Raw genomic sequence first — 15,340 nt, 5'->3', positions numbered from 1 at the left:
GGACGGTTTTCATGTCGGAAAAGATCTTGACCCTCTGGTATGGCTCGGGGCTCTACAACCTGACCCTGGGCCAGGCCGTGATGGTGCTGGTGGGACTGCTGCTGCTCTACCTCGCCATCCGCAAGAAGTTCGAGCCGCTGCTGCTGGTGCCGATCGGCTTCGGCGGTATACTGGCCAACATCCCTGAGGCGGGCCTCGCCCTGTCGGCCGCCGAGCAGGCGGCCCACCTGGCGTCGCCGGCGCTGCTCGAGCAGATGGCTCAGACCCTGCAGCTCAGCCTGGATCCGGCCGCCGGTATCGAGGCCTGGCGGCATAGCCTCGCCGAGGTGCTGCACGGCGATATCTCGCCGGCCCTGGTGCGCGCCGCTAACGATGTGGCCATGGATGGTGGCTACGCCCACGGCATGCTCTACCAGTTCTACAGCGTGGCCATCGCCTCGGGCATTGCCCCGCTGGTGATCTTCATGGGCGTGGGCGCGATGACCGACTTCGGCCCGCTGCTGGCCAACCCGCGGACCCTGTTCCTGGGCGCGGCGGCGCAGTTTGGCATCTTCGCCACCCTGCTCGGGGCGGTGGGCATGTCGGCCATGGGCTGGATGGACTTCTCGCTCAACCAGGCCGCCGCCATCGGCATCATCGGCGGCGCCGACGGCCCGACCTCGATCTATGTCTCGAGCATCCTGGCGCCGGAGCTGCTGGGTGCCATCGCCGTGGCCTCCTACTCCTACATGGCACTGGTGCCGCTGATCCAGCCGCCGATCATGAAGGCGTTGACCAGCAAGCGGGAACGCGAGATCACCATGACCCAGCTGCGTCCGGTCTCGAAGCTGGAGAAGATCGTCTTCCCGCTCAGCCTGTTGATCCTGGTGGTGCTGTTCCTGCCCGATGCGGCGCCGCTGCTGGGGATGTTCTGCTTCGGCAACCTGATGCGCGAGAGCGGCGTGGTGGAGCGTCTCTCCGACACCACCCAGAATGCCCTGATCAACATCGTGACCATCTTCCTGGGACTCTCGGTGGGCTCCAAGCTGATCGCCGACCGTTTCCTGGCGGTGGAGACGCTGGGCATCCTGGCGCTGGGCATGGTGGCCTTCGCCATCGGTACGGCCTGCGGTATCCTGATGGCCAAGCTGATGAACACCGTCAGCAAGATGCCCATCAATCCGCTGATTGGTTCCGCCGGTGTCTCGGCGGTGCCCATGGCGGCGCGGGTCTCCAACAAGGTGGGGCTCGAGTCCAATCCCCACAACTTCCTGCTGATGCATGCCATGGGGCCCAATGTGGCCGGGGTGATCGGCTCGGCGGTGGCCGCCGGGGTGATGATCAAGTACCTCGGCTGAGACCGAACGTCCTGCCCCATCGAGAACGGCGCCTGCGGGCGCCGTTCTCGATGGTGGGTTGTCGGGGAGCGGGGCAGGGTGCTCAGTCGTCCTGCAGCAGGGCGAGGCGCCCGCGCAGGCGCGTTTCCAGCGCGCTCAGGTCGGCGGGCGTGTCGCTCGGCCAGCCCACGGTCAACTCTACCCCCTCGGCGCCGTAGTCGGCCTGCTCTACCGGCACGTCGCGCTCGGCCAGCCAGGCGCGGGCCTCGGCCTCGCCGGCGAAATCGACCTTCAGGCGCAGCGGCGCGCGCTCGACCACTTCGCGCCGGGGCAGCGCCTCCAGCGCCTGGGCGACGGCCCGGGAATAGGCGCGGGCCAGGCCGCCGGTGCCGAGCTTGGTGCCGCCGAAGTAGCGGGTCACCACGCAGCCCACCTGGCCGAGGGCCGCGCCGTCCAGCACCTGAAACATCGGGCGGCCGGCGGTGCCACCGGGTTCGCCGTCGTCGGAGAAGCCGATGGCAGTCTGCTCGCCGGGCGGGCCGGCGATCCAGGCGCTGCAGTGGTGGCTGGCGTTGGGGTGGAGGCGACGGGCCTCGGCGAGCATCGCCTCGAAGGCGGCCGTGTTCGGCGCGTGGCAGAGCCAGGCGATGAAGCGGCTCTTCTCCACCTCGAGTTCGCGCTCTTGCCAGCGGCCGGGCGGTAGGTCGGGTACCGCGTAGCGCATCAGGCGGCCAGTTCCGTCTGGCGCACCACGCCCATCACCAGACCGATCACCTGGACGTCATCGTTGCGCAGGTAGATCGGCGCCATGCGCTCGTTGGCCGGCTGCAGGCGCACGCCCGACTTCTCGATGTAGAACTTCTTCAGGGTGACCTCCTGGTCATTGATCATCACCACGGCGGTCTCGCCGTTCTCGGCGCTCTCGCGGCGTTCGATGATGATCACATCCCCGTCGAAGATATTGCAATCGACCATGGAGTCGCCGCGCACCCGCAGGGCGTAGGTGTTGCGGCGTACCATGGTCGTGGGCACACGGATGCTGCCGGCCTCCGGACAGGCCTCGATGGGCATGCCCGCCGAGACCTGGCCCAGCATCGGGATCTCGGTCAGGGTGTCGGCGGCGATGGCCTCCCAGGCCTCGGCCAGGGGCAGGTTGGGTCGGCGCTGCAGGTACTGCGGTGTGACGTTGGGCATGCGGTCTCTCCCCGGTCGTCTAAACCTGTTGATACATACAGTGTTTCACGAGCATAGCAGCCGATCGAAAACTGGCAAGGGAAAGCGCTCCACGATTCGCTTGACTCAGGGCAAGTGCGACCGGCTGCCGCAACCCCCTCGACTGGTAGCCAGAGCCCTTTCCGTGTAGAGTTCCGGGCGCAATTATCCATGCCGGGAGAGTGCCTTGAGCCTGCGTCTGCAAGCCCGAAAGCTGGCCTGTGAGCGGGACGATCGCTGGCTGTTTCAAGACCTGGATCTGGATATCCATGCCGGCGAGATCGTGCGCGTGGAAGGTCCCAACGGCAGTGGCAAGACCACCCTGCTGAAGATTCTCTCCGGGCAGCTGGCCGACTTCGACGGTGAGCTCTACTGGAACGAGCAGCCCATGCGTAGGACGCGCCAGGACTTCCTGGCCAACCTGCTCTATCTGGGCCATGCCCCGGGGGTCAAGGCGACCCTGACGCCGTTGGAGAACCTCGCCTGGTACCAGGCCCTGGCGGGCGAGCCCGATGACGAGCCCGCGCGCTTCGCGGCGCTCGCGGCCGTGGGCCTCGTCGGTTTCGAGGACCTGCCCGCCGGACAGCTCTCCGCCGGTCAGCAGCGCCGCGTGGCCCTAGCGCGCCTCGAACTGATCCCGCGAGCGCTGTGGGTGCTCGACGAGCCGTTCACCGCCATCGATCGCGACGGCGTCGCGGATCTCGAGGCGCGCCTGGCCGCCCATGCCCGCCGCGGCGGCTGCGTGCTGGTCACGACCCACCACGAACTCGCCGACACGCCCGCCCTGCGGCGGATCCGGCTCGGTCAGGAAGCGCGCGATGCCGAACTCTGACCCCCACCTGGTACAGCAAGCGGACGCCGTTCGGCTGTTCCGGGAACCCGAGGGCGGTGCCGGGGTCGCAATCCGGGCAACGCTGAAACGCGATCTGGTGCTGCTGATGCGCCGCCGCAGCGAGGTGTTGAACCCGCTGGTGTTCTTCGCCCTGGTGATCACCCTGTTTCCGATCGGCATCTCGCCGGACCCGGAACTACTGGCGACCATCGCGCCGGGCCTGCTGTGGGTGGCGGCGCTGCTCGCGGCCCTGCTGTCCCTGGATAGCCTGTTTCGCAGCGACTACGAGGACGGCTCCTTGGAGCAGCTACTGCTCTCGCCCCAGCCGCTGCCGGCGCTGGTGCTGGCCAAGGTGGCGGTGCACTGGCTGTTGACCGGCCTGCCGCTGGCGCTGATGGCGCCGATCCTCGGCATCATGCTGGCGCTGCCGGCGGGCAGCTACGCGGTGCTGGCGCTGTCGCTGGCGCTGGGCAGTGCCAGTCTGAGCCTGATCGGCGCCATCGGCGCGGCGCTGACCGTGGGGCTCTCCCGGGGCGGCGTGCTGCTCTCGTTGCTGGTGCTGCCGCTCTATATCCCGGTGCTGATCTTCGGCGCCGGCGCCGTGCAGGCGGCCATTTTCGGCGAGGGGGTCGCGGCGCACCTGGCGATTCTCGGGGCGCTTCTTGCAGTCGCGCTGATCCTGGCCCCCTGGGCGATCGCGGCGTCACTGCGCATCAGTATCAACGGTTGAGGACGACAATCGGCATGTGGGCCTTCATACACAAGCTCGGATCCCCCAAGTGGTTCTACGGCATCAGCGCTCGGCTCTCGCCCTGGTTCTGGGCGGCGGCGGCGCTGCTGATCGTCGTCGGCAGCGTCTGGGGGCTGGCCTTCGCGCCCGCCGACTATCAGCAGGGCAACAGCTTCCGCATCATCTACGTGCACGTGCCGGCGGCTTTCCTGGCGCAGTCCATCTTCGTCAGCATGGCGATCGCCGGCTTCGTCTTCATGGTCTGGAAGATCAAGGTCGCCGACATGGCCGCGGCGATGATGGCCCCGCTGGGCGCCGCCATGACCTTCGTGGCACTGTTCTCCGGGGCAGTCTGGGGCGTGCCCACCTGGGGGACCTGGTGGATGTGGGACGCGCGCCTGACCTCGATGCTGATCCTGCTGTTTCTCTATTTCGGTGTGATCGCGCTGCGCGGCGCCTTCTCGAGCCGCGACAGCGCCTCCCGCGCCGCCTCGGTGCTGGCCATGGTCGGCGTGATCAACATCCCCATCATCAAGTACTCGGTGGACTGGTGGTACACCCTGCACCAGCCCGCCACCTTCAGCGTTACTTCGCGCCCGGCCATGCCGGTGGAGATGTGGGTGCCGCTGCTGATCATGGTGCTGGGCTTCTACTGCTTCTTCATCGCGGTGACCCTGATGCGCACCCGCAGCGAGATCCTGCGTCGCGAATCGAACAAGCGCTGGGTGCGTGAGCTCGCCGGGGAGGTGACCTGATGGCCTTCGAGTCGCTTTCCGCCTTCCTCGCCATGGGTGGCCATGGCCCCTATGTGTGGGCGGCCTACGGCGCCACCGCCGCGCTGCTGCTGGGGGTGACCCTGCATGCCCGCGCCGAGCGCCGGGCGCTGCTTCGCGACCTGCGTCGCCGGGCGCGCCGCGAGCAGCGCCGGGGCGCCTCGACACCGGATTCACATCAAGAGGGCCACGCCCGTGAGAGCTAAACGCAAGCAGAAACTGTTCGTGATCCTGGGGCTGGTCTCGCTGGCTGCCATCGCCGTAGGCCTGACGCTCTATGCCCTGCGCAGCAACATCAACCTGTTCTTCAGCCCGGTGCAGATCACCGCCGGCGACGCCCCGCTGGAGCGCCAGATTCGCGCCGGTGGTATGGTGCGCGAGGGCACGGTGGAGCGCGACCCGGATAGCCTCGAGGTGATGTTCACCGTGACCGACTATGTCGAGGACGTCGAGGTGCGCTACAGCGGCATCCTGCCGGACCTGTTCCGCGAGGGGCAGGGCGTAGTGGTGGTCGGCGAGCTCCAGCAGGGCGGCTGGCTGCGTGCCGACCAGGTGCTGGCCCGCCACGACGAGAACTACATGCCCCCCGAGGTGGCCCAGGCGCTGGAGGAGGCCGGCTATTCGCCGGAGGACTACCAGGCCAAGGCGGCCGAGGTGGGCAAACGGCTCGAGGCGCAGAACGACGGCGCCCTCGCGAACTGATCCGGAGTGTCCATGCAGACCCTGATGATCCCCGAAATCGGCCACTTCGCCCTGATCATTGCCCTGCTGATGGCCTTGGTCCAGGGCGTGATGCCACTGGCCGGCGCGGCGACCCGTCGCCCGCTGTGGATGGCCTATGCGCGGCCCATGGCCACCGGCCAGTTCCTGTTCCTGGCCATCGCCTACGCCTGCCTAACCGCCAGCTACCTGCTGGATGACTTCAGCGTGGCCAACGTGGCCAACAACTCCAACTCGTTGCTGCCCTGGTATTACAAGGCCAGCGCCGTATGGGGCAACCACGAGGGCTCGGTGCTGCTGTGGAGCCTGATCCTCGGCGCCTGGACCTTCGCGGTGAGCCGCTTCTCCCACGAACTGCCCCGCGACATGCTGGCCCGGGTGCTGGGCGTGATGGGGCTGGTCAGCGTCGGCTTCCTGGCCTTCGTGCTGGTCACCTCCAACCCCTTCGAGCGGCTGCTGCCCAACGTGCCCCAGGACGGTGCCGATCTCAATCCGCTGCTCCAGGACTTCGGCCTGATCGTCCATCCGCCGATGCTCTACATGGGCTACGTGGGCTTCTCGGTGGTCTTCGCCTTCGCCATCGCGGCCCTGTTGGGCGGCCGCCTGGATGCCGCCTGGACCCGCTGGGCGCGGCCCTGGACCAACGTCGCCTGGGCCTTCCTGACCGTCGGCATCGCGCTGGGCAGCTGGTGGGCCTATTACGAGCTCGGCTGGGGCGGCTGGTGGTTCTGGGACCCGGTCGAGAATGCCTCGCTACTGCCCTGGCTTGCCGGCACCGCGCTGATCCACTCCCTGGCGGTGACCGAGAAGCGCGGCTCCTTCAAGAGCTGGACGGTGCTGCTGGCGATCTCCACCTTCTCGCTGTCGCTGATGGGCACCTTCCTGGTGCGCTCGGGGGTGCTCACCTCGGTGCACGCCTTCGCCAACGACCCCTCCCGGGGGATGTTCATTCTGGTGCTGCTGGGCATCACCGTGGGCCTGTCGCTGCTGCTGTTCGCCCTGCGCGCGCCGCGGGTCAGCCACCAGGTCGGCTTCAGCTGGCTGTCGCGTGATGCTCTGCTGGTGATCAACAACATCCTGCTGGTGATCATCACCGTCACGGTGCTGCTGGGGACGGTCTATCCGCTGCTGCTCGATGCCATGAACCTCGGCAAGATCAGCGTCGGCCCGCCCTACTTCAATGCGCTGTTCGTGCCACTGACCGTGGTGCTGTGCCTCTTCATGGGGCTGGGGCCGCTGGCGCGCTGGAAGCGCACCGACGGGCGCGACCTCTTCAAGCGCAGCTGGCTCGCCGGCCTGCTGGCGCTGGCCATCGGCGCCCTGGCGCCGCTGCTCTACCGCGGCGAGTGGAACCTCCAGGTGAGCCTCGGCGTGCTGATCGCGCTGTGGGTCGTGCTGCCCATGGGGCGCGACCTGTGGGTCAAGACGCGCCACTCGTCGGGCCGCCTGGCCGGCGCCAGGCGCCTGTCGCTCGCCTACTGGGGCATGATACTCGGCCATCTGGGGGTGGCGGTGACCATCATCGGCGTCACCGTGGTCTCTAACTACGCCATCGACCGCAACGTGCGCATGGGGGTGGGCGACAGCGTCGAGCTGGCCGGTTACACCTTCACTATGACCGAGCTCGGCAGCCGTCGCGGCCCCAACTTCCTGGCCGATTTCGCCGAGATCGAGGTGCGCCGCGGCGATAGCCAGCGCAGCTTCACCATGACCCCGGAGAAGCGCCTCTACCTCGCCCGAGGCATGCCGATGACCGACGTCGCGCTGCGTCCGGGACTGTTCCGCGACCTCTACGTCGCCATGGGCGAGGACCTCGAGGACGGTAGCTGGGCCATGCGCCTGCAGTACAAGCCCTTCGTGCGCTGGCTGTGGCTCGGCGGCCTGCTGATGGCGGCCGGCGGCATCCTGGCGGTGGCCGATCGCCGCTACCGGCGCACCGCGACCGCCCGCGACCCCGAGCAGGCCGCCGCGGCCGCGCCCAAGGAGGCCACGGCATGAAGCGTCGCCTGCTGCTGCTGCTGCCGCTGCTCGGCTTCCTGGTGCTGGGCGGCTTCCTCTACATGGGGCTGTCGATCAATCCCTTCGAGCGTGACTCGGCGCTGATGGCCCGGGAGTTCCCGGCCTTCGAGCTGACGACCCTGGAGGAGCCCGAGCGCACCGTCGATGCCTCGCTGCTCGAGGGCAAGGTCACCCTGGTCAACGTCTGGGGCGAGTGGTGCCCGACCTGCAAGCAGGAGATGCCGCAGCTGCTCGACCTGGCCGACCGCGGCGTGCGCCTGGTCGGTGTCGACTACAAGGACACCCGGGAGAAGGGCCGCGAGTTCCTGGCCGAGTTCGGCAATCCCTTCGAGGTCAACGTCTTCGACCCCGCTGGCACCCTGGGCTTCGATCTCGGCGTCTACGGTGCCCCAGAGACCTTCCTGGTCGACGGTGACGGCATCATCCGCTATCACCACACCGGCTACATCAAGCCGGAAGACGTGCGCGAGACGATCCTGCCGGAGGTGGAAAAATGGCGAGACTGATCCGCGGCCTGCTGGCCGCGCTGTTACTGCTGCCGCTGCTCGCCCAGGCGGCGGGCATCGAGGTCCGCCCGTTCGATGACCCGGTGACCGAGCAGCGCTACCAGGACCTGACCGCCAGCCTGCGTTGCCCCAAGTGTGAGAACCAGGCGATCGGCGACTCCGACTCGCCGATCGCCGGCGACATGCGCGACCGGGTCTACGCCCAGCTCCAGGATGGCCGCTCGGACAAGGAGATCCTCGACTTCATGGTGCGCCGCTTCGGCGACTACGTGCTTTACAATCCGCGCCTCGAGGGTCGCACCCTGCTGCTGTGGGGGCTGCCCGCGGCGCTGGTGCTGCTCGGCGCCGTGGTGGTGGTGCTGATGGTGCGCGCGCGGCGCCGCACCTCGGCCCGTGCCCTGAGCGCCGAGGAGCGTGATCGCCTGGATGCCCTGATCAATCGCGAGAGAAACGAATGACCCTGCTATGGATCGCCCTGGCCGTGCTGTTGCTGCCGGCCCTGTGGTTGCTGGTGGCTCCGCTGCGTCGTGCCGCGGGCGTGCGCGCGGCCCAGCGTGACGTGGAGGCCAACGACCGCACCACCGAACAGAACCTCGCCATCTATCGTCGCCGGCTGGCGTCGCTAGAGGCCGCCCACGCCCGCGGCGAGATCGACGCGGCCCGCCTCGAGGAGGATCGCCTGGAGCTCGAGCGCAGCCTGCTCGAGGACACCGAGCATCTCGAACGAGCCCCGCTCAAGCCGGCCGCCTCCGGCCGGCTGGTGGTGCCGGTGGTGATGGTGGCCGTGGTGCTGGCCAGCGTCGCCTGGTACCACCACGAGGGGGCCGAGGGGGACCTCGCTCTCTACGCCGTGCAGCGCCAAGTGATGAGCGACCCCGAAGGCTCGACGCCGATGCTGATCGAACGCCTCGAGGAGCAGGCCCAGCGCCAACCCGACAACCCCAACGTCTGGCGTTCTCTGTTCCCGCTCTATCGCGACAGCGGCCGCATCCCGGAGGCCACCCGCGCCCTGGAGCGGCTGGTCGCGCTGGAGGGGCGCCAGCCCTGGCTGCTCGCCGAACTCGCCCAGATTCGCTACTTCGCCGCCGGCCGCGAGATGACCGAGGGGGTCCAGGCGCTGGTCGACGAGGTGCTGGCCACGGAGCCCGCCCAACCCACGGTGCTCGGCATGCTCGGCATCGAGGCCTTCGAGACGGGTGACTACGACGCCGCCATCGACCGCTGGCGCCGGGCCATCGCCGGCATGAGCAATCCGGACTCCGCCGAGGCCCTGCGCGAGGGCATCCGCGTGGCCCAGCAGCGCCTGGGCGTCGCCCCCGATCCTGACCAGCCGGCCGTCGCCGAGGGGCCCGGCATCGCCGTGCGGGTCCGCCTCGCCGACGAACTCGCCGGCCGGCTCGACGACGATGCCACCGTCTTCGTGGTGGCTCGCGACCTCGCCGGCGAGCTGCCGCCGCTGGCCGTGGCGCGAGTGCGGCTCGGCGAGCTGCCGCTGACCACGGTGCTCAACGACGCCGACGCCATGGCACCGATGGCCAAGCTCTCCCAGGTGGAGGCGGCGCGGCTGACGGTGCGCGTCTCCCAGAGCGGGGAGGCCACGCCGCAGCCGGGCGATCTGGTCGGCACCCTCGGCGGGGTCTCGGTGGACAGGGTCGACGGGGATCCCGTCGAGGTGGTGATCGACCGGGTCGTCGAGTGAGTCCATGCGCCTGACATCGATTCGCCTGGCGGGTTTCAAGTCCTTCGTCGACCCGGTCACCGTGCCCTTCGATGGCAACATGACCGCCGTCGTCGGCCCCAACGGCTGCGGCAAGTCCAACATCATCGACGCCGTGCGCTGGGTCATGGGCGAGTCCTCGGCCAAGACCCTCCGCGGCGAGTCGATGACCGACGTCATCTTCAACGGCTCCACCGGGCGCAAGCCGGTGGGCATGGCCTCCATCGAGCTGTTCTTCGACAACCGCGACGGTGCCATGGGCGGCATCTATGCCCAGTACGCCGAGATCGCGGTCAAACGCCAGGTCACCCGGGACGCCCAGTCCAGCTACTTCTTCAACGGCCAGAAGTGTCGGCGGCGCGATATCGCCGACCTCTTCCTGGGCACCGGCCTCGGGCCGCGCTCCTACGCCATCATCGGCCAGGGCATGATCTCGCGGCTGATCGAGGCACGCCCCGAGGAGCTGCGCGCCACCCTCGAGGAGGCCGCCGGCATCTCCAAGTACAAGGAGCGGCGGCGCGAGACCGAGAACCGCATGCGTCGCACCCAGGAGAACCTGGAGCGTCTGGAGGACATCCGCGAGGAGCTCGACAAGCAGCTCGAGCGCCTCAAGCGCCAGGCCGAGGCGGCGCGCCGCTACCAGAACCTCAAGCAGGAGGAGCATCGCCTCAAGGGCGAGCTGGCGCTGCTGCGCGGTCGCGCGCTGCGCGCCAGCCAGACCGAGGAGGAGAACCGCGTTCGCGAGTTCGAGACCGCGGTGGAGCGCGAGGTGCTGGGCATGCGCCAGGCCGAGACGCGCCTCGAGGAGGCTCGTGCCGAGCACGATCGCCTGGCCGAGGAGCTGGACGGCCGTCAGTCGAGCTTCTACGAGACCACCACCGCCATCGCGCGCCTGGAGCAGGACCTTGAGCACACCCGCTCCCGCGACCAGCAGCTGGCTCGGGATCTCGAGGCCGCGCGCCGCGAGCTCGCCGAGCTCGCCCGCCTGGGTGATGACGACGGCGAACGCCTGGCGCGTCTCGAGGAGCGCCTCGAGACCCTGGGGCCCGAGCAGGAGGAGGTGGCGGAGCAACTCGCCGAGCTGGAGGCCGCCCTGGAGGAAGCCGAACCGCTCGCCGAGGAGGCCGAGGCCGCCTGGGAAAGCTTCGGCGAGCGCTGGCAGGAGCAGAGCCGCGAGGCTGAACGCGCCCAGGATCGCCTGCGTGACCTGGAGGGCCGGCTCGAGCGCCTCTCGGCCGACGAGCGTCGCCGCCGCCAGCAGCACGCGGAACTCCCCGATATCGCCGGTCTCGGTGAGCAGCGCCGCGAGCTGGCCGAGCGTCACGCCGAGATAGAGGGCCAGCTGGCCGAGCTCGAGGCGCGCCGCGGTGAGCTCCAGGCCGACCGCGACGCCGCCCGCGGCGCGGTGCGCGAGGCCGAGGAGGCCCGCGAGGTCGACCGTCAGCGTCGCAGCACCCTGCAGGGCGAGCTGGCCTCGCTGGAGGCCCTGATCGAGGCCGCCCTGGCCGATCACGACGAGGCCCTCGACGCGCACCTGACCGCCCACGGCCTGGGGGGGCAGCCGCGCCTCGGCGAGTCGCTCGAGGTCGAGTCCGGCTGGGAGGAGGCGGTCTCCTGGGTGCTGGCGCCCTGGCTGAGCGCGCGTCTGGCGGCTCGGGGCGCGTCTCAGGAGGCCATGGTGGCGCCGCCCCAGGCCGAACTCGGCCTGCTCGAGGCCGACGAGGTCAGCGCGCCGGCGGGGAGCCTAGCCGCCCGGGTGCGTGGCGCCGGGGCGGCCGGCCAGTGGCTCGCCGGCATTCGCTGCATCGAGAGCCGTGAGGCGGCCTGGGCCGCGCGCGAGGCACTCGCCGCGGGCGAGAGCCTGATTACCCCCGACGGTCTCTGGCTCGGCATGGGCTGGGTACGTCATCGCGGCGCCGGCGCTGGGCCCGATGCCCTGCTGGTCAGCCGGCGCCGAGAGGCGGAGGTGCGCGAGAGCCTCGCCGAGGTGGAGACGTGCCTGGGCGAACAGGAGCAGCGTCTCGAGGCGGCCGCGGCCCGGGTCGAGCAGGGCGAGTCGGCCCTGGAACAGACGCGCCAGGAGGAGCGCGAGCTCGAGCAGCAGCGCCAGCAGCTGGCCGTGCAGGAGAGCGGGCTCGCCAGCCGGCTCGAGCACCTGGAAGGGCGCGCCGCCGAGCTCGCCGAAGAACTCGAGGGGCTGGCCGAATCCCGCGAGGAGGCGATGCTGGCCCTGGAGGAGGCGCGCGAGCAGTGGCAGGCGGCCATGGCCTGTCTGGAAGAGGGCGCCGAGACCCGCGAGCGCCTCGAGCGGCAGCGCCGCGAGGCCCGAGAGCGGCTGGCCGCGCTGCGAACCCGCCAGCGGCCGTTGGCCGATCAGGCCCAGCGCCTGGCCCTCGAGCAGGAGCGGATGTCCACGGAGCGTACCGGTCTCGCCGAGCAGCAGGGGCGGGCCGGCGAGGCGCGCGAGCGCCTCGAGCTGCGCTGCGCCGAACTGGAGGAGGCCCGCGAGGGGCTCCACGAGCCCGATGAGGAGCGGCGCGAACGCCTCGACGAGCTGCTGGCCCGCCGCGAGCGCGAGGAGCGGATGCTCAACGAGACCCGTGCCCGCGCCGCCGAGCTGGTCGAGCGTCTGCGCGAAGACGAGCAGGCCCGCCAGGGGCATGAGCGCAACCTCGAGGGGATCCGCGAGCGCCTGCAGGAGTCGCGCATGCAGGTCCAGGCCCTGGCGCTCAAAGCCGAGACCCAGGACGAGCAGCTCGCTGAACTGAATCACGATGCCGAAAGCCTGGCCGAGAGTCTCGACCCCAACGCCACCGAATCCGCCTGGCAGACCCGGCTGGAGGAGGTCGGCGAGCGCATCCGGCGACTGGGCGCCATCAACCTGGCGGCCATCGAGGAGTACGACCAGCAGGCCGAGCGTCGCGACTACCTGGAGGCCCAGCACGCCGAGCTCAGCGAGGCCCTGGAGACCCTGGATCGGGCGATCCGGCGGATCGATCAGGAAACTCGGACGCGATTCCGCGACACCTTCGAGCGTGTCAACAACGGGCTACAGGGCCTTTTCCCGCGAGTTTTCGGTGGCGGAACTGCCTGGCTGACGCTGACCGGCGAGGATTTGCTGGAGACCGGCGTGGCCATCATGGCGCGCCCGCCGGGCAAGAAGAACAGCACCATTCACTTGCTGTCCGGCGGAGAAAAGGCCCTCACCGCGCTGTCGATGGTCTTCGCCATCTTTCAGCTCAATCCGGCGCCCTTCTGCATGCTCGATGAAGTCGATGCGCCGCTGGATGACGCCAACGTCGGGCGCTACGCCAAGCTGGTGAAGGAGATGTCCGATACCGTTCAGTTCATCTACATCACCCACAACAAGATCGCCATGGAGGCATCGGAACGGTTGATGGGGGTGACCATGCAGGAGCCGGGTGTCTCGCGCCTGGTCTCGGTGGGCGTGGAGGAGGCTGCGGCCCTGGCCGAGGCCTGATGGGCTTGAACGTCAACGGTAAACGGGTTAACAAGGATGGAAACAACGATGGAAATGCAGGGACGCATGGGGAACCCGAAGGGCGATTGCGAAGGGCCGGGTCAGGTGACGGCATCACAATGCCGAGCTTGACAAATAAAAGAATTGGCCCTTTTTTTGGCAATCGCGCTATGCTGTTGACGGACAACCATCAGGCATGGCGCCTTAGCAAAAGGCATGACGACCCATGGAATTGAGAGAGTGGCTGATCATACTAGGGCTGGCGCTGGTGACGCTCATCGTCATCGATGGCGTGCGTCGCCTGCAGCGTCAACGTCGCGTACCGCGTCTGGATCAGGTCGAGAGCACCGCTGCTGACGAGCACGCCGAGCCCGAGGTGGACCCCGACGCCGAGGCCCGCCGGGCCGAAATCAACTGGGAGTTGCCCAACGGAGGGGCGCGGGTCGTCAGGCCGGCGGACGAGGGGGCCGTGCGTCCCAAGCCCAAGCTGCAGCGCCAAGAGCATCCCGGCCCGTCGCGGGTGCTGTCGGAGTTCCGGCGCCACGCCGAAGAGGTCAGGCCGGCCGAGACGGCCGACGACCGCGCGTCAACGGCCGCCCGCCACGACGTAGGCGTCCAGCAGGACACCGCCCACGGCACCCCGCGCGCCAGCGCCCCGCGAGACGAGACGTCGCGCGATCGCCAGGGTGACAGCGCTCGCCCCGTGCGCCGTGAAGCGCATGCTGACCCGGTCTCGTCTTCCCAAGCAGCGTCCGCGCAACAGGATGAAGCCGCGAGAGCCGAACACGCCGGCCTCTCTGCCGGTCACGCCACCGCCGAGACGCGTCGAGAGCCAGCGCTCACTCATCCGGAAGAGACCGAGGTGCGGACGGCCGGCGAGGCCGAGGGCATCGGCGCCCTGGCCGCCGATCCCGAGGATCACGACGCCTATGCCGACGAGGAGCGCTATCGGCTGGTGGACCTCGAGGGCATGGGCGACTCCCTGAAGAGCGGTTCCCGGCGGGTGGGCTCCTCCGTGCAGCGTTTCGGCGCCTCCCTGCAGAAGACCCTGAACGACCGCCGCGAGCACAAGCGCGACCAAAAGCAGCGCCGGGAGCAGGCGCGCGCCGAGAAGGCCGCCCGGGAGGCAGCGCAGCGTCAGAAGGCCGAGCAGGAGGAGACCGTGCGCGAGGCCGAGCGGCGGCGCCTCGAGGCCGAGGCGGTGGCGCGCACCGACGATGCCGATCCGCTCTTCACCCCGTCGCGCGGCCGGCAGCAGGCGCACGAGGCTCCCGCTTCGTATGCGGAGCCGCCTTGGGAAGCGCCCGCCGAGGCCGCCATGGACGATCGGCCCCCGCGCGATGACGTGGTGCGCACCCACCCGGTGCTCGAGCGGGCGCTGCGTCACGACGTCAACGCCGAGCATGCGCGCGAGACCCTGAGTCACGCCGAGGAGATCCTCGTGATCAGCGTGATGTCCCGCGACGAGGAAGGTTTCTCGGGCACGGCGCTGCTCGACCTGATGCTGGCCTGCGGGCTGCGCTACGGTCGCGACATGGGGATCTTCCACCGTTTCGAGACCGAGGATCCCGACAGCCGCCTACAGTTCTCGATGGTCAACGTGGTCAAGCCGGGGACCTTCCCCATCGAGGCCATGGACGACTTCCGCACTCAGGGCATCACCCTGCTGATGCCGCTGCCGGGTGCCAGTGATACCGCGGCGGCCTTCGAGGCGATGGTCGAGACCGCTATGGTCATCGTCCGCCATCTGGGCGGCGTGCTGAAGGACGAGCACCTGAGCGTGATGACCGCCCAGACCGTGGAGTTCGCCCGCCAGCGGGTGCAGGAGTTTGAGCGCCGCAATCGCCTCAACCGCTATCAGGTGAACTAAAGCCGGAAGCTGTAAGCTTGAAGCTGGAAGACAACCCCCGGTGGAGTCCCACCGGGGGTTGTCACTTTGATAAGCTAGGCGATCATGCTGGCTTCGAGCTTCGAGCTTCGAGCTTCGAGCTTCGAGCTTCGAGCTTCGAGCTTCGAGCTTCGAGCTTCGAGCTT

General features: G+C 69.1%; 14 protein-coding genes. 12 read left to right on the top strand and 2 right to left on the bottom strand.

Annotated elements, in window-relative coordinates; translation table 11 throughout:
• Positions 1–11 precede the first annotated feature (11 nt).
• Positions 12–1,337 carry a sodium ion-translocating decarboxylase subunit beta gene (locus FEI13_RS14730; protein WP_138182283.1) on the top strand — a complete coding sequence of 442 codons (1,326 nt, stop codon included), beginning with the start codon at positions 12–14 and terminating at the stop codon, positions 1,335–1,337.
• An 82-nt stretch (positions 1,338–1,419) separates the two neighbouring features.
• On the opposite strand, the gene FEI13_RS14725 is transcribed toward FEI13_RS14730, so the two are convergent.
• Both FEI13_RS14725 and lexA read right to left on the bottom strand, forming a co-directional pair.
• Entirely contained in the window at positions 1,420–2,040 is a 621-nt protein-coding gene (locus FEI13_RS14725; RefSeq protein ID WP_138182282.1) for an IMPACT family protein, read from the bottom strand.
• Positions 2,040–2,510 carry a transcriptional repressor LexA gene (lexA, locus tag FEI13_RS14720; RefSeq protein WP_138182281.1) on the bottom strand — a complete coding sequence of 157 codons (471 nt, stop codon included), beginning with the start codon at positions 2,508–2,510 and terminating at the stop codon, positions 2,040–2,042. The genes FEI13_RS14725 and lexA overlap by 1 nt, the downstream gene beginning before the upstream one ends.
• Before the next feature lie 205 nt (positions 2,511–2,715).
• Here lexA and ccmA point away from each other — a divergent pair, with 205 nt between their 5' ends.
• The 11 genes from ccmA (at position 2,716) to zipA (ending at position 15,176) form a co-directional block, all read left to right on the top strand.
• Positions 2,716–3,360: a cytochrome c biogenesis heme-transporting ATPase CcmA gene (gene ccmA / locus FEI13_RS14715; protein ID WP_138182280.1), complete on the top strand. Its 645-nt coding sequence runs from the start codon at positions 2,716–2,718 to the stop codon at positions 3,358–3,360.
• A complete protein-coding gene (gene ccmB, locus FEI13_RS14710) occupies positions 3,347–4,090 on the top strand; it encodes a heme exporter protein CcmB (RefSeq protein ID WP_138182279.1) in 744 nt (247 codons plus the stop codon). Before ccmA ends, ccmB begins: the two co-directional genes overlap by 14 nt.
• 14 nt (positions 4,091–4,104) lie before the next feature.
• Positions 4,105–4,845 carry a heme ABC transporter permease gene (locus FEI13_RS14705; protein WP_138182278.1) on the top strand — a complete coding sequence of 247 codons (741 nt, stop codon included), beginning with the start codon at positions 4,105–4,107 and terminating at the stop codon, positions 4,843–4,845.
• A complete protein-coding gene (gene ccmD / locus FEI13_RS14700) occupies positions 4,845–5,069 on the top strand; it encodes a heme exporter protein CcmD (protein ID WP_138182277.1) in 225 nt (74 codons plus the stop codon). Before FEI13_RS14705 ends, ccmD begins: the two co-directional genes overlap by 1 nt.
• Positions 5,059–5,565: a cytochrome c maturation protein CcmE gene (gene ccmE / locus FEI13_RS14695; RefSeq protein ID WP_138182276.1), complete on the top strand. Its 507-nt coding sequence runs from the start codon at positions 5,059–5,061 to the stop codon at positions 5,563–5,565. The genes ccmD and ccmE overlap by 11 nt, the downstream gene beginning before the upstream one ends.
• Positions 5,566–5,589: 24 nt before the next feature.
• The gene (locus tag FEI13_RS14690) at positions 5,590–7,581 is read left to right on the top strand and encodes a heme lyase CcmF/NrfE family subunit (RefSeq protein ID WP_166462139.1); all 1,992 of its coding nucleotides are present in this window, start codon (positions 5,590–5,592) and stop codon (positions 7,579–7,581) included.
• Positions 7,578–8,108 carry a DsbE family thiol:disulfide interchange protein gene (locus tag FEI13_RS14685; protein ID WP_138182274.1) on the top strand — a complete coding sequence of 177 codons (531 nt, stop codon included), beginning with the start codon at positions 7,578–7,580 and terminating at the stop codon, positions 8,106–8,108. The genes FEI13_RS14690 and FEI13_RS14685 overlap by 4 nt, the downstream gene beginning before the upstream one ends.
• Positions 8,096–8,566, top strand: coding sequence for a cytochrome c-type biogenesis protein (locus tag FEI13_RS14680; protein WP_138182273.1), 471 nt, complete (start codon positions 8,096–8,098; stop codon positions 8,564–8,566). The genes FEI13_RS14685 and FEI13_RS14680 overlap by 13 nt, the downstream gene beginning before the upstream one ends.
• Entirely contained in the window at positions 8,563–9,807 is a 1,245-nt protein-coding gene (ccmI, locus tag FEI13_RS14675) for a c-type cytochrome biogenesis protein CcmI (protein ID WP_138182272.1), read from the top strand. Before FEI13_RS14680 ends, ccmI begins: the two co-directional genes overlap by 4 nt.
• A gap of 4 nt (positions 9,808–9,811) precedes the next feature.
• Positions 9,812–13,306 (top strand): chromosome segregation protein SMC, encoded by a 3,495-nt coding sequence (gene smc / locus FEI13_RS14670; RefSeq protein WP_138182271.1) that lies wholly within the window; start codon positions 9,812–9,814, stop codon positions 13,304–13,306.
• Positions 13,307–13,532: 226 nt separating this feature from the next.
• Complete coding sequence (gene zipA, locus FEI13_RS14665) at positions 13,533–15,176, top strand: cell division protein ZipA (protein WP_138182270.1); 1,644 nt, start codon at positions 13,533–13,535, stop codon at positions 15,174–15,176.
• Positions 15,177–15,340 lie beyond the last annotated feature (164 nt).

Source organism: Halomonas urmiana (assembly GCF_005780185.1).
GTDB classification, from domain to species: domain Bacteria; phylum Pseudomonadota; class Gammaproteobacteria; order Pseudomonadales; family Halomonadaceae; genus Halomonas; species Halomonas urmiana.
Note: the sequence above shows the minus strand (reverse complement) of the source record. Positions and strands in the feature narration are given on the sequence as shown.

Excerpts from the sequence above, each read along its gene's own strand:
- FEI13_RS14730 (WP_138182283.1), top strand. The coding sequence starts at position 12 with ATGTCGGAAAAGATCTTGACCCTCTGGTATGGCTCGGGGCTCTACAAC.
- FEI13_RS14725 (WP_138182282.1), bottom strand. The coding sequence starts at position 2,040 with ATGCGCTACGCGGTACCCGACCTACCGCCCGGCCGCTGGCAAGAGCGC.
- lexA (WP_138182281.1), bottom strand. The coding sequence starts at position 2,510 with ATGCCCAACGTCACACCGCAGTACCTGCAGCGCCGACCCAACCTGCCC.
- ccmB (WP_138182279.1), top strand. The coding sequence starts at position 3,347 with ATGCCGAACTCTGACCCCCACCTGGTACAGCAAGCGGACGCCGTTCGG.
- FEI13_RS14705 (WP_138182278.1), top strand. The coding sequence starts at position 4,105 with ATGTGGGCCTTCATACACAAGCTCGGATCCCCCAAGTGGTTCTACGGC.
- ccmD (WP_138182277.1), top strand. The coding sequence starts at position 4,845 with ATGGCCTTCGAGTCGCTTTCCGCCTTCCTCGCCATGGGTGGCCATGGC.
- FEI13_RS14690 (WP_166462139.1), top strand. The coding sequence starts at position 5,590 with ATGATCCCCGAAATCGGCCACTTCGCCCTGATCATTGCCCTGCTGATG.
- FEI13_RS14685 (WP_138182274.1), top strand. The coding sequence starts at position 7,578 with ATGAAGCGTCGCCTGCTGCTGCTGCTGCCGCTGCTCGGCTTCCTGGTG.
- FEI13_RS14680 (WP_138182273.1), top strand. The coding sequence starts at position 8,096 with ATGGCGAGACTGATCCGCGGCCTGCTGGCCGCGCTGTTACTGCTGCCG.
- ccmI (WP_138182272.1), top strand. The coding sequence starts at position 8,563 with ATGACCCTGCTATGGATCGCCCTGGCCGTGCTGTTGCTGCCGGCCCTG.
- smc (WP_138182271.1), top strand. The coding sequence starts at position 9,812 with ATGCGCCTGACATCGATTCGCCTGGCGGGTTTCAAGTCCTTCGTCGAC.
- zipA (WP_138182270.1), top strand. The coding sequence starts at position 13,533 with ATGGAATTGAGAGAGTGGCTGATCATACTAGGGCTGGCGCTGGTGACG.